Below are 13,530 nucleotides of genomic sequence, written 5' to 3' on the forward strand. Positions count from 1 at the left end.
ATCAGTGCGCTCCCGCGTAGGCGCCTGGGGTGGTTGTGGCCGAGCCGTTGCCGGCCGCGGCGTCGGGGGTGAGATCCGGCTTCGTGGTCACCGCGCTCACCGGGATGAACTCGTCCCGGAAGTACTTGATCCCCGAGACGATCGGGGAGGTGGCCCCGTCGGCCAGCGCGCAGAACGCCCGGCCGAAGATGTTGTCGCAGGCGTCGACGAGGGTGTCGACGTCGGAGGCGTCGCCCTGGCCCCGTTCCAGCCTGGACAGGATCTTCACCATCCAGCTCGTGCCCTCCCGGCACGGGGTGCACTTGCCGCACGACTCGTGGGCGTAGAACTGGGTGAGCCGGCGGACGACCCGGAGCATGTCCGTCGTGTCATCCATGATCATCAGGGCCGCGGTGCCGAGTAGCGACCCGGCTTCCTGCATGCCCTCGAAGTCCAGCGGGGCGTCGAGGTGCTCCGCGGTGAGCATCGGGGTGGACGATCCGCCCGGTGTCCAGGCCTTGAGCGCGCGCCCACCGCGCACCCCACCGGCCAGCTCCAGCAGCTCGCGCAGGGTGGTGCCCATCGGGACCTCGTACTGGCCGGGCCGGGTCACGTGGCCGGACAGGCTGAAGATCTTCGGGCCCGGGGCACGTTCCCGGCCCATCGTGCGGAACCAGTCGACGCCGTAGTTGACGATGTAGGGCACGGTCGCGATCGTCTCGACGTTGTTCACGACCGTCGGGGACGCGTACAGCCCGTGTGTCGCCGGGAACGGCGGGCGTAGCCGAGGCTGGCCGCGCCGGCCCTCCAGCGAGTCGAGCAGTGCCGTCTCCTCGCCGCAGATGTAGGCGCCGGCGCCGGAGTGCACGACGAGCTCGAGGTCGAAGCCGCTGCCGAGGATGTCGCGGCCGAGGTAGCCGGCGGCGTAGGCCTCGGCGACCGCGGTGCGCAGTCGGCGGGCCGCGTGGATCAGCTCGCCGCGCAGGTAGACGAACGCCCGGCTGGCCCGCACCGCGTACGCCGCGATGATGATGCCCTCGACGAGCGAGTGCGGGTCGGCCTTCATCAGCGGGGCGTCCTTGCAGGTGCCGGGCTCGCCCTCGTCGGCGTTGATGACGAGGTAGTGCGGCCGGCCGTCGCCCTGCGGGATGAAGCCCCACTTCATGCCGGTGGGGAAGCCGGCGCCGCCGCGCCCGCGCAGCCCCGAGTCCTTGATGAGCTTGATGAGTTCGTCGGGGTCGCCGGCCAGCGCCGTGCGCAGCGCGACGTAGCCGTCGAGCCGGCGGTAGGTGTCGATCGTCCACGACTCCGGGGTGTTCCAGCGCCGGGTGAGGACCGGGGTGACGGGCATCGTCAGCTCCCCTTCCGCTCGGTGGAGGCGGTGGGCGCGCCGGTCTGGCCCGCGCCGGTCTGGCCCGCGGTGACGAATGGCGCGGGGGCCTGGTCGGCCCGCCAGCCGGCGGTCTCGGCGAGGAGCAGGCCGGCGACCGACGGCTCGCCGACGCCCGGTCCCGCGACGCCCTCAGGGCGGGGGTCGGCGAACCCGGCGAGCTGGCGGGACGTCTCGGCGAACGAACACAGCGGCCCGCCACGGGTCGGCGCGGGACGCTCGCCGGCCTGCAGGCCCTCGACGATCGCCTGCGCCGCGTCGGGATCGACCTGGTCGTAGAACTCGTAGTTCACCGTCATCACCGGCGCGTAGTCGCAGGCGGCGAGGCACTCGGCGTGTTCGAGGGTGATCGAGCCGTCCGGGGTTGTCTCGTCGTGGCCGATGCCAAGGCGCTCGGCGACCCGGGCGTAAACCTCGTCGCCGCCGAGCAGCGCGCAGGACAGGTTCGTGCAGACCGAGACGAGGTAGTCGCCGACGGGCCGCCGCTTGTACATCGTGTAGAAGGTCGCGACCGCGCCGACCTCCGCCTGGGTGAGGCCGAGCGTGTCCGCGCAGAACGACACCCCCTCGGTCGTCACGCAGCCCTGCTCCGCCTGCACCAGGTGCAGCAGCGGCAGCAGCGCGGAACGGGACCGCCCGGCGGGATATCGCGCGATGATCTCGGCCGCGGCGGCGTGGGTCTCGGGCGAGAAGGCCATCACCGATCAACTCCCCCGAGCACCGGGTCCACCGAGGCGACCCCGACGATCACGTCCGCCACCTGGCCGCCCTCGGTCAGTGCCGGGACGGCCTGCAGGTTGACGAAGCTTGGGTCACGGACGTGGACGCGGAACGGTCTCGTGCCGCCGTCGCTGACCACGTGGTAGCCGAGCTCGCCGCGGGGCGACTCGATCTGCGTGTAGACCTGGCCGGGCGGCACCCGGAAGCCCTCGGTGACCAGCTTGAAGTGGTGGATGAGGGCCTCCATCGAGGTCCCCATGATGTTTCGGATGTGCGCCAGCGAGTTACCCATCCCGTCGGCGCCGATCGACAGCTGGGCCGGCCAGGCGATCTTCTTGTCGGCGACCATGACCGGGCCGGGCCGCAGTCGGTCCAGGCACTGCTCGACGATCTTCAGGGACTCGCCCATCTCCTCCAGCCGCACCAGGTAGCGGGCGAAGGAGTCCGCCTCCAACGCGGTCGGCACGTCGAACTCGTAGGTCTCGTAGCCGCAGTAAGGCATGGTCTTGCGCAGGTCCCAGGGCAGGCCCGCGGCGCGCAGCACCGGCCCGGTGACGCCGAGGGCGATGCAGCCGGCGGCGTCGAGGACGTTGACGTCGACCATCCGCGCCTTCCAGATCGGCTGGCCCGTCAGCAGCCGGTGGTACTCGCGGATCCGCTTCGGCATGTCGACGAGAAACTCCCGGATGGCCCGCTCCGCGCCGTCCGGAAGGTCCTGGGCCAGGCCGCCGGGGCGGATGAAGGCATGGTTCATCCGCAGCCCGGTGATGAGCTCCAGCAGGTCGAGGACCTTCTCCCGCTCCCGGAATCCGAAGATCATCGCGGTGGTGGCGCCGAGCTCCATGCCGCCGGTGGCCAGCCACACCAGGTGCGAGGCGATGCGCTGCAGCTCCATCACCAGCACCCGGATCACGGTGGCCCGCTCGGGGATGTCGTCGGTGATGCCGAGCAGCTTCTCCACGGACAGGCAGTAGGCCGCCTCGTTGTACAGCGGGGACAGGTAGTCCGCGCGGGTGAGGAAGGTGACCGCCTGGGTCCAGGTGCGGTATTCGCAGCTCTTCTCGATCCCGGTGTGCAGGTAGCCGATGACGAGCCGGGTCTCGGTGACCGTCTCGCCCTCGATCTCCAGCACGATGCGCAGCACTCCGTGCGTGGAGGGGTGCTGCGGCCCCATGTTGACGACGATGCGCTCGGCGTCATCCTCGCCGGCGCCGAGGATCTCCTCCCAGTCGCCGCCGGTGACGGTGTAGACCCGCCCGGAGGCGGACTCGGTGAACCCGGCCTCGTAGGCCGAGGATCCGTCGGTGGGCTGGGAGGTGGCATCGGTGGGCTGGGCGGTCGATGCATGCTGGGCGGTCGATGCGTGCGGGGCCGACGTGCTGCTGGGCGTCATAGCGAACCTCGGATGTCGCCTCGGGGATGCAGGCGGCCGGTCAGGGCCGGGTGCGGGATCACGAGTAGCTCCGGCGCTCGTCCGGCGGCGGGACCGTGGCGCCCTTGTAGTCGACCGGGATGCCACCCAGCGGGTAGTCCTTGCGCTGCGGGTGCCCGATCCAGTCGTCCGGCATCATGATCCGGGTCAGCCCGGGATGGCCGGTGTAGACGATGCCGAACAGGTCGTAGGCCTCCCGCTCGTGCCAGTCCGCGGTGGGCCACACCGAGGTCAGGCTCGGCACCGTGGGGTCGGCGTCGGCGACGGAGACCTCCAGGCGCAGCCGGCGGCGGTAGGTCATCGAGGTCAGGTGGACCACCGAGTGCAGCCGGCGGCCGGTGGCGTCGTCCGGGTAGTCCACTCCGGACAGTGACGACAGCAGCTCGAAGCGCAGCCCCGGATCGTCACGCAGGGTCTGCGCCAGCGCCGGCAGACCCTCGCGGCGCACGTGCAGGGTCAGCTCACCGCGGTCGACGACGGCCCGCTCGACGGCGTCGCCGAGCTGCGGGAAGACTCGTTCGAGCGCGTCATACACCGCGTCGGCGTCCGGATCACCGAACGGCCGCTCGCTGGCGGCCAGCACCGGGGCCGGGGCGACGAGACGGCCGAACCCGGAGGTGTCGCCGGAGCCGCCGGCGCCGAACGCGTCGTGGCGCCGTCCCGGTCGCAGACCGTTGCCGCCACCCACCAGCTCGCCGGCGCCGTTCGCCATGGCCCCGTTCTCGTCGCACGCGCCGCCAGGCGAGTCCCGGCCGGCGGGGGGCGCGCCGTCGGGGGATGTGCCGTCAGGGGATGTCATGGGTCGCTCCTGGGTCGGCGCCCCGCTGCGCGGCGCCGGTGCCGGCCGTGGCGCCGCCCGGGGCGGCGTCGCTGTCGGTGAAGTCCGCGGTGCTCGGGCCGGAGCCGTGGGCCCGCGACTCGTCGGCGGGCTTGGCCTCGACGGGGATCCGCTTGGTCCGGCCGAACACCGACGACGGGGCGATCGCGGCGGGCCGGCGGGTGTCCAGGGTGGGTTCGACAGCGCCGCGATCCGTGGGGACCGGCGCGCCGGCCGGGATCCGGAAGTGCTTGCGGTCGTTGACGGACAGGGTGCGGGTGTCGAGCTGACCGGCGGGCAGCCCGGCACGGGCGGTGGCGACGTCGATCGGCTTCGGGTACGGCGACGAGCCGGACTCGGTGTGCGGGGTCCGGCCGGTGACCGGGCCGGCGAGGATCTTCTCGTGCAGCTTGAGGATGGCGTCCATCAGCATCTCCGGCCGCGGCGGGCAGCCGGGCAGGTACATGTCGACGGGGACGATGTGGTCGACACCCTGCACGATCGCGTAGTTGTTGAACATGCCGCCACTGCTGGCGCAGACCCCCATCGACAACACCCACTTGGGCTCGGGCATCTGGTCGTAGATCTGCCGCAGCACGGGCGCCATCTTCTGGCTCACCCGGCCGGCGACGATCATCAGGTCGGCCTGGCGGGGGCTGGCCCGGAAGACCTCCATGCCGAACCGGGACAGGTCGTAGCGACCGGCGCCGGTGGACATCATCTCGATCGCACAGCAAGCCAGCCCGAAGGTCGCCGGCCACAGCGACGACCGCCGGGACCAGTTGGCGAGCTTCTCGACGCTGGCGAGGAGCACGCCGCCGGGTAGCTTCTCCTCTAGTCCCATTCCAGACCTCCACGACGCCACTCGTAGGCATACGCGACGAAGATCGTCGCCATGAACAGCGCCATCGCACCGAGGCCGAAAACCGCGAGGCTGTCGAAGGCGACCGCCCACGGGAACAAGAAGATGATCTCGATGTCGAAGACGATGAAAAGCATCGCGGTGTTGTAGTACTTCACCGGGAAGCGCTGCGGTCCGGCCGGGGCCGGAGAGGGTTCGATCCCGCACTCGTAGGCGTCGATCTTCGCACGATTGAACCGGCGGGGGCCGATGACCGCGCCCGCCGCGACGGAACCGACCGCGAACAGGCTCGCGATCGCCAGCAGAACGAGGATCGGCACGTAGTTCGAGAGCATGCCGAACTCCTCTCCTTCGAAAGAGTGTTACCGGATGTTATGAGGAAGGCTTTCCGGTGAACGGACCGCGAACGATCCGCGCTCGGTGTTCGTCACGTCTGTCGCCACTGGTCACGGCGCCTCGAAGCGGGGCGCCCTCATGCGATCCTGACCCGAATCCCCCGGCCTGGTGGTACTTCGCCGCCTCGACTGCCCTTCCCGCCGGCTCTCCCCCGAGAGCCGAACCGATGGCGGGTTGAGCCCACAGCCCTGTCCGCGAAGAAGGTGGCGGGTCGGGTGTGCCGCGACGGCTGGTCAGACTCCGTGCCGACGCCGGCCCACCAGCGCCGGCGCCGCCATGTTCGATATACCGTAAATCCGTCGATCCGGTCCAGGCGGCACGCCGCCGGATCGACCCGAATAACACGTCAGGCCGCGGGAGCGAGCCGGGTCATTGCGTTGATCAACCGGTCCATCGCATCCCCTCCCCGGGGGTCGGTGAGATTTGCCATGATCTTGAGAACGAAACGCATGAGCATCGGCCGCGGCAGCCCGTACTTCGTCCCGAACGCCATGATGGTCGGATTCCCGATGAGTTGGACAAAATATCGACCAAGGGTGTAATACCCGCCGTACTGGGCGCGGATTATCGCCGGATAGTGTCCGAGGGCGCGCTCTCGGGCGGGCCCCTCGGCGCGGGCGAGGGCCTGCACGGCGACCTCGGCGGCGTACCGGCCCGACTCCAAAGCGTAGGCGATGCCCTCGCCGTTGAACGGATTGACCATGCCGCCGGCGTCTCCGACGAGCAGCACGCCGTCGCGGTAGTGCGGGGTGCGGTTGAAGCCCATGGGCAGGGCGCTGCCGCGCACCGGACCGATCGCGTTGTCCTCGGTGAACCCCCACTCCGGCGGCAGCGCGCCGAGCCAGCGGCGCAGCAGGTCGGTGTAGTTGGTGTGCTGGAAGGCGTCGGTGGTGTTCAGCAGACCGAGACCGACGTTGCTGGTGCCGTCGCCGACACCGAAGATCCAGCCGTAGCCGGGAAGCAGGCGGCTTTCACGCGGCCGGCCCTCCCACAGCTCGAGGTGGGACTCGAGATGGTCGTCGTTGGTGAGCGGGCTGCGATAGTAGCGGCGGACCGCGACGCCGAGCGGGCGGTCCTCGCGGCGACGGATGCCGAGCGCCAACGCGATCCGGGCGCTGTTACCGTCCGCAGCGATAATCAGCGGCGCGCGGTAGGTCACCGGCTCCCGGTCGGGCCCGGTGCGCGCCAGGACGCCGACGACCCGGCCGGTGCGCTCGTCGATCAGCGGTCCGGTGACGGCCGTGCCCTCCTGCAGCCGGGCGCCGGCCTTCACCGCGTGCCGGGCGAGCAGATCGTCGAAGTCCAGCCGGGGGCGGACGAGGCCGTAGTCGGGCCAGCTGGCCAGATCCGGCCAGGGCAGCTCCATCCGCACGCCGCCGCCGACGATGCGCAGGCCCCTGTTGCGCGCCCAGCCGGCGGCGGGCGAGGTGTCGATGCCCATCTCGACGAGGCTGCGCACGGCGCGCGGAGTCAGCCCGTCGCCGCAGACCTTCTCGCGCGGGAAGGTCGTCTTCTCGATCAACAGGACGTCCAACCCGGTACTGGCCAGGTGGTAGGCGGCGGACGAACCACCAGGGCCGGCGCCGACCACGATGACGTCAGCGTCGGTCGTCGACCCACCGCCCGCTCCGTCAGTCCTTGTCGTCGCCATGGCCACCCATTGCTCCGGATCTGCTCGAACACCCGTCCCGGGAGCGCTCCCGGCCGGAACCCTCAGCCTGAGTGCTCGTGAAATTCTTCACGAGCGTCCTCGGCGAGTGTAGGCCCTACGCTGGCCAATCGCACCAACCAGGATGCTCTGAGGACCGGACGAGTCGACTTCGCGCACCCAATGGCCACCGTGAGCGACCGTTTCCGCCCCCCGGCCCGCGCGGACCCGCCGTAGCGTTCTGACGCAACTTCTAGACGAGCGTATAATGCCCACCCCTTTCCTGGCATGACTGCTGGTCGCGCGCGTGGCGCCCACTTTCACCTCTCTGGCGTGTCACGCATCGCAATTCGGCCACTACATACCGCCCACGGTCGGAGACGGCCAATGGCACCTTCTTCCCACCGGGTGGAATCACCGCCAGCGCGGGGTAGTCCCCCACTTGCCGCCCGAAACACGGCGCTCGTCCGCGGGGGGCGACTGCTTCGGATCGGTGCCACCGGCCCGCGCGGGACACCTCCGGACCAGAGCGCGCCGCCCGAACGGGCGGTCTCGACCGGCCCAAGCGGGCGACCCTCAGCCGGAAGGGACCACCCCGACCTGTCATCCACGACATTCTGACCCGATCTGACCAGACCCAATCTGACCCGACCCGACCTAACCGGACCCGACCTAACCAGACCCGCGCAACCGCCAACCTGAGCGCATGCCGCATCGACTACGCCGTGTCATCTAACCCCGAAAAGCCGCATAGTTTCCTAAATCAGACCAATAGCACCAGACGTGTCGGCACGGGCGCGCCACGATCGACTCGACCCCGCGCCCAACCACTGCGATCCCGCACGAACCCGGCTATCCGCCGCGCCCCCCGGCTATCCGCCGCGGCACTGTTCCGAATCGAGAGATCCGATGACCGAAGAGACCGTCGTCCTCCCCACCGCCGACGGGCCCGCCCCGGCGACGCTCGCCGAACCCGCCGGACCCGCGCGTGGCGGCGTCGTCATCCTGCACGAGGCGTTCGGCCTCACCGAACATGTGCAGGGACTGTGTAGCCGCTTCGCCCTGGCCGGCTGGCGGGCGATCGCGCCCGACCTGTTCCACCGCATCGGCTCGCCGGTCTTCGCCTACGACGACGTCGCCTCGGCGATCAAAGTAGTCGAGGACCTTGACGGCACGGACCTGCTGGACGACGTCGACGCCGCACTGGCCGTCCTCGCCGAGGAGGGGACGGCGCTGGACCGCTGCGCCGTCGTCGGCTTCTGCCTGGGCGGAAGCATCGCTTTCCAGGCCGCGGTGGCCCGCCCGTTCGGCGCGGCGGTCACGTTCTACGGCGACGGGATCCGCACCCGGAGCTTCGGTGAGCCGAGCCCGTTGGAGATCGCCGGGCGGCTGCAGGCGCCGTGGCTCGGCCTGTACGGCGACCAGGACCCGAACATCCTCGTCGAGGACGTCGAGGCGCTGCGGATCGCGACGGCCGCGGCCCCCGTGCCCACCGAGATCATCCGCTATCCCGAGGCAGGGCACGGCTTCCACAACGACACCCGCCCCGCGTGCCACCACCCGGCATCAGCCCGCGATGCCTGGTCACGCACCCTGACCTGGGTCGAATCACACCTGCCCGGCTGAGCTGGGGCCGGCGTCGATCAGTCGGGGACGTGGCCGCGGTGGAGGGCGACGATGCCGCCGGTGAGGTTACGCCAGGTGACGCGCGACCAGCCGGCCTCGCGCAGCAGGTCGGCGAGCACGGCCCGGTCGGGCCACGCCCGGATCGACTCGGCCAGGTAGACGTAGGAGTCCGGGCTGCTGCTGACCGTGCGCGCCACCTTCGGCAGCGCCCGCATCAGGTACTCGAGGTAGACGGTTCGCCAGGGCCCCCACACCGGCTGGGAGAACTCGCAGACGACGAGCGAGCCGCCCGGCCGAGTGACACGGCGTAGCTCACTGAGGCAGCGCACGGTGTCGGCGACGTTACGGAGCCCGAACGAGATCGTCGTGCGGTCGAAGACGGCGTCGGGGAAGGGCAGGTGCAGCCCGTCCCCGGCGGTCAGCACCACCCGCCCGCCGTCCGCCGGCCCGCCGGCTGCCGGCTGCGGGGTCGAGGGCAGGGGCTTCTCGGCGAGACGGCGCTGGCCGGCGCGCAGCATGCCGAGGGAGAAGTCGCAGGCGACGACGTCCGCACCGGCCTCGGCGAAGGCCCGCGAGGAGGTGGCCGTGCCAGCGGCGAGATCGAGGACCCGCAGACCGGGACGCAGGTCGAGAGCGGCGGCGGTGGCGCGCCGCCACGTCCGGTCGAGACCGCCGGAGAGCACGGCGTTCGTCAGGTCGTAACGCCCGGCCACACCGTCGAACATCGCCGCGACCTCCTGCGGCCGCTTGTCCAGCCCCGCCCTGCTCACCGCGTGCCCTCCCGTCGTCGACCCCGTTCTACGCCGTGCCGGTCAACCATCGGCCGGTCAACCATCGGCCGGTCAACCATCGGCCGGTCAGCCATCGGCCGGTCAGCCATCGGCCGGTCAGCCATCGGCCGGTTCCCCGGCGGCGGGCCCGCCGCCGTCGAGCGGCTCGCCGTCGAACCGGGCAAGAGCCGTCGGGGCGGCGGCACGGGCCGCCTTCTCGGCGGCGTCCCAGTCGGTGGCCGCGCCGAGGCTACGCAGCCGGTCGCGGGTCGCCTCGTCGCACAGCGCCCCGGCGACGCCGGCCGCGTACAGGTCGCGGGCGCGAGCGCCGATCCCGGCGGCGACGGCGTGCTCGATGCCGAGATCGGTGCCGAACATCGCCGGGTCGTCGGTGGCCAGTGAACAGGCCACCCCGGCGGCCTGCAACGCGAGCAGCGGATGGTCGCGCAGTCGGGGCACCGAGCGGGTCCGCAGGTTCGACACCGGGCACACGTCGAGCACGATCCCCTCGTCGGCCAGGCGGCGCAGCAGCGCCGGGTCCTCGACCGCACGGATACCGTGGCGGATCCGCCGGGCGCCGAGCGCGTCGAGCGCGCCACGGATCGACGCCGAGCCCTCTGTCTCCCCCGCGTGCGGGACCGCGGCGAGTCCGGCATCCGCGGCCAGGGCGAACGCGGGCGCGAACGGCTCCGGCGGATGGCCGACCTCCGGCCCGCCGAGCCCGAGGCCGACAACGCCGCGCTCGGCGAAACGCGCCGCCCAGCGGGCCACCTCGGTGGCCGCCTCGACGGGCAGCACCCGGTCGATGTCCGGAGTCAGGCGCACCTCGACGCCGTAGCGCTCCCGGGCCTCGGCCGCCCCGTCGGCGTATCCGTTGAAGATCTCCTCGACGCGGACGCCGCGCTGGACACGGAACCAGGGCGAGAAGATGCCCTCCAGGTAGACGGCGCCGTGCGCGGCCGCCTCGGCAGCGTAGTCGACGACGATCTGGCGGAAGTCGACCTCGGTCCGCATCACGTGCGTCGTCATGACCCACACCTGAATGAAGTGGTTGAAGTCGCGAAAGCGGTACAGCTCTGTGAGGCCTTCGACCGTCCGCGACGGCAACGCCTCCTCGTTACGCCGCGCCATCTCCAGCAGCGTCGCCGGGCGGACCGTCCCCTCCAGGTGGACATGCAGCTCGATCTTCGGCCCGGTCGCCGCCGGGACCGTGGCCGGGGACCCGGCGGACTCGCTCATCGGGCCAATCTATGGCGTCCCGTCCGTGGCGGCGCAGGCCGGACCCGTTTGGAGAGCGGGGCGTCGACGGGAAGCGTGCCGACGCCCCGGGTCGTAGCGGGATCGAGATCGCCGGGCTCGAAGCGGACGTTCCTGATCGTCCGCCAGAAGGCGCCGTCCGGAAACCTCGAAGCGACCGGCTCAGGTTGCCGAGACGAGCGGCAGGGCGGTGGAGGAGAAGTGCGAGGCGACGCGGTCGTCGGTCGGGTCCTGCGCCGGGTCACGATGGACGACGAGGTGCCGGTAGAGGGTGTCGCGCTGCGCGGGAATACGGCCGGCGGTGCGGATCAGGGAGATGAGCTCGGAGCGGTTGGTGCGGTGGCGGGCGCCGGCGGAGGAGACGACGTTCTCCTCCAGCATCACCGAACCGAGATCGTCGGCGCCCATGTGCAGGGTGAGCTGGCCGACCTCCTTGCCGGTCGTCAGCCACGAGCCCTGCAGGTGGGCGATGTTGTCGAAGAACAGCCGGGCGACGGCGACGAGGCGCAGGTACTCCAGCGTCGTGGCCTGGGTCCGCCCGCCGAGGTGGTTGTTCTCCGGCTGGTATGTCCACGGGATGAATGAGCGGAAGCCGCCGGTGCGGTCCTGCACATCCCGGATCATCCGCAGGTGCTCGATGCGCTCGGCGTTCGTCTCACCGGTGCCCATCATGAACGTGGCGGTGGATTCCAGGCCGAGGGTGTGCGCGGTCTCCATCACCGACAGCCAGACGTGGCCGGGTTCCTTGAGCGGGGCGACCGCGTGCCGGGGGCGTTCGGTGAGGATCTCCGCGCCGGCGCCGGCGAAGCTGTCCAGGCCCGCATCGCGCAGCCGGGTGATGACTTCGGGGAAGGTCAGACCGGACGTGCGGGCGATGTGCACGACCTCGCTGGCGCCCAGCGAATGCAGGGCGAGCTGCGGGTAGGTCGCCTTGATCGCGCCGAACACCTGCTCGTACCACTCGATCCCGAAATCGGGGTTGTGGCCACCCTGCAGCATGATCTGGGTGGCACCGAGCTCCACGGCCTCGCCGCACCTGGCGACGATGTCGTCGACATCGCGGACCCAGCCCTCGGCGTGCTTCGGCGCCCGGTAGAACGCGCAGAACCGGCAGGCCGTCACGCAGATGTTCGTGTAGTTGATGTTACGGTCGATGATGTAGGTGGCGATGCCGTCGGGATACCGGCGGCGGCGCACCGTGTCCGCCGCCTTGCCAAGTGCGTGCAGGGGGGCCCGGGTGTAGAGGAGCAGTGCCTCCTCGGGCGAGATGCGGCCGCCCTCGGCGGCCCGGTCCAGGACCGTCCGGATCTCGCCGTCGCCGCCGTCACCGCCGTCGCCCCGACCCACCGCAGTTTCGCCGTCGGCATCCACAAGGCTCATGGCGCGATGGTACGACCTGGGTCCCGGTGCCGGGCCGCGTCGCCCGAGGCCGATACCGGGACGTCCGAGGTCGAACGGCCGGACGATCAGTAGCCAGAACGACCACCGGCGTCGGCCGGACCGGAACCCGGGACCTCCGCGTCGTACCCACTGGACGGCCGCTCGCCGTAACCGCCGGACCCGGTCGGACGCTCGCCGGAGCCGGAGTCGGCCCCGGAGTCTGCCCCGGAGCCGGCGGACGGGCGCTCCCCGGAGCCGCGCTCCGCGTCGTAGCCGCCCGGATGGCCCGGGGTCGCGCCGACGGGCGGGCCGCCGGCGGGCGGGGGGCTATCCGGGGCATTGTGATGACCGGGGCTCCGCGTGCGGCTGGTGAACTTCTGCTGCACCTGCTTGATCTTGGCTCGGTTCTCGGGCTTGTTGGCCGCGGCCTTGGCCTTGTCGACCATCTCTCGGGTCTTCGGGCTGTGCAGGAATTCATTGATCTTGCTTGAGATGCTCGCCATAGGGTGGGTGTACCTATCCGGCGGCAGGTTTACCCGTTGCGCTCCGATGATCTTTGACGCTCACCGGTCACACCGCCATCCCTTGCGAGGCGGCAGTCCCGGTCGCACCGGCCGGAGCCGTGCCGGGTTCCCGCTTCACGGCCTGCACAGTCACCCCGCACCACCCGAAGAACCCTCGAAGGTGTCCTTCGCCTGATTCCACAGGCTGTCCACCTGGTCGCCCACGCCATTCCTGACCGAAGTGGCCACCTTGTCCCAAAGCCGGCTGCGCTGCTCGTCGACCATGGACGCGATCTGGTCCGCTGCGGAGAGCAGAACCAGGACGACCAGAACGAACAGGATCGTCCGTTTGAAGGGGATTCGCAGCCGGAACCGGCGGCGCGGGCGCCGCGGTGCCGGGGGATCGTGGGGCTCAGCTGCCTGGCCGCGGCGCTCGGGACGCTCGGCGACCTGCCGCGGTGCCGGTTGCGGGCGCGCCGCGTCAGCACGGTCGGCCGCCCGCCGACCCTCGGGCCGCGCCGGCTGGTACGGCTGGGCCGGCGGGTACGGCTGGGCCGGCGGGTACGGCTGGGCCGGCGGGTACTGCTGGGCCGGAGGGTACGGGCGGGCGGCCCGGTGAGGTGACGCGGACCCGGACGGCGACGGTGCCGCGGGCGGATAGGCAGACGGCGGCGAGCGGCGGCCGTCCGCGGGGCCCACGGGCGGCGTCGGCTCGGCTCGGCGGTCGCGGGCGGCGGGACCGGGCACAGG

General features: G+C 71.3%; 12 protein-coding genes and 1 pseudogene. 1 reads left to right on the top strand and 12 read right to left on the bottom strand.

What is annotated here, in order from left to right; all coding sequences use genetic code 11:
* Position 1: 1 nt before the first annotated feature.
* The 7 genes from nuoF to NBZ83_RS12605 all read right to left on the bottom strand — a co-directional run bounded on the left by nuoF (position 2) and on the right by NBZ83_RS12605 (position 7,247).
* Positions 2–1,330 (bottom strand): NADH-quinone oxidoreductase subunit NuoF, encoded by a 1,329-nt coding sequence (nuoF, locus tag NBZ83_RS12575; protein ID WP_261568813.1) that lies wholly within the window; start codon positions 1,328–1,330, stop codon positions 2–4.
* Between the two features lie 2 nt (positions 1,331–1,332).
* Complete coding sequence (gene nuoE / locus NBZ83_RS12580) at positions 1,333–2,067, bottom strand: NADH-quinone oxidoreductase subunit NuoE (RefSeq protein ID WP_261568812.1); 735 nt, start codon at positions 2,065–2,067, stop codon at positions 1,333–1,335.
* Complete coding sequence (locus tag NBZ83_RS12585; RefSeq protein ID WP_261574998.1) at positions 2,067–3,482, bottom strand: NADH-quinone oxidoreductase subunit D; 1,416 nt, start codon at positions 3,480–3,482, stop codon at positions 2,067–2,069. Before NBZ83_RS12585 ends, nuoE begins: the two co-directional genes overlap by 1 nt.
* Positions 3,483–3,540: 58 nt before the next feature.
* Positions 3,541–4,233, bottom strand: coding sequence for an NADH-quinone oxidoreductase subunit C (locus NBZ83_RS12590; RefSeq protein WP_261568822.1), 693 nt, complete (start codon positions 4,231–4,233; stop codon positions 3,541–3,543).
* A 73-nt stretch (positions 4,234–4,306) separates the two neighbouring features.
* Entirely contained in the window at positions 4,307–5,182 is an 876-nt protein-coding gene (locus NBZ83_RS33810) for a NuoB/complex I 20 kDa subunit family protein (protein ID WP_368861841.1), read from the bottom strand.
* Positions 5,173–5,535 (bottom strand): NADH-quinone oxidoreductase subunit A, encoded by a 363-nt coding sequence (locus tag NBZ83_RS12600; protein WP_136447586.1) that lies wholly within the window; start codon positions 5,533–5,535, stop codon positions 5,173–5,175. The genes NBZ83_RS33810 and NBZ83_RS12600 overlap by 10 nt, the downstream gene beginning before the upstream one ends.
* Before the next feature lie 407 nt (positions 5,536–5,942).
* Positions 5,943–7,247, bottom strand: a complete 1,305-nt coding sequence (locus tag NBZ83_RS12605) for a geranylgeranyl reductase family protein (protein WP_261568810.1) — start codon at positions 7,245–7,247, stop codon at positions 5,943–5,945.
* A gap of 906 nt (positions 7,248–8,153) precedes the next feature.
* Between NBZ83_RS12605 and NBZ83_RS12610 the strand changes: the two genes are divergently transcribed.
* Positions 8,154–8,870 carry a dienelactone hydrolase family protein gene (locus NBZ83_RS12610; RefSeq protein ID WP_261568809.1) on the top strand — a complete coding sequence of 239 codons (717 nt, stop codon included), beginning with the start codon at positions 8,154–8,156 and terminating at the stop codon, positions 8,868–8,870.
* Between the two features lie 17 nt (positions 8,871–8,887).
* Here NBZ83_RS12610 and NBZ83_RS12615 read toward each other — a convergent pair whose 3' ends face one another.
* From NBZ83_RS12615 to NBZ83_RS12635, 5 genes and pseudogenes are all read right to left on the bottom strand, one after another.
* The gene (locus tag NBZ83_RS12615; RefSeq protein WP_261568808.1) at positions 8,888–9,640 is read right to left on the bottom strand and encodes a demethylmenaquinone methyltransferase; all 753 of its coding nucleotides are present in this window, start codon (positions 9,638–9,640) and stop codon (positions 8,888–8,890) included.
* Between the two features lie 117 nt (positions 9,641–9,757).
* A complete protein-coding gene (gene add, locus NBZ83_RS12620) occupies positions 9,758–10,879 on the bottom strand; it encodes an adenosine deaminase (protein WP_261568807.1) in 1,122 nt (373 codons plus the stop codon).
* A gap of 180 nt (positions 10,880–11,059) precedes the next feature.
* Positions 11,060–12,277, bottom strand: a complete 1,218-nt coding sequence (gene mqnC / locus NBZ83_RS12625; protein WP_261568806.1) for a cyclic dehypoxanthinyl futalosine synthase — start codon at positions 12,275–12,277, stop codon at positions 11,060–11,062.
* An 86-nt stretch (positions 12,278–12,363) separates the two neighbouring features.
* Positions 12,364–12,780, bottom strand: coding sequence for a hypothetical protein (locus NBZ83_RS12630; RefSeq protein ID WP_261568805.1), 417 nt, complete (start codon positions 12,778–12,780; stop codon positions 12,364–12,366).
* A 150-nt stretch (positions 12,781–12,930) separates the two neighbouring features.
* Positions 12,931–13,530: pseudogene (locus tag NBZ83_RS12635) on the bottom strand (serine/threonine-protein kinase); the annotation flags it as partial.

The sequence above is a fragment of the Frankia gtarii genome (assembly GCF_025403375.1).
GTDB lineage: Bacteria > Actinomycetota > Actinomycetes > Frankiales > Frankiaceae > Frankia > Frankia gtarii.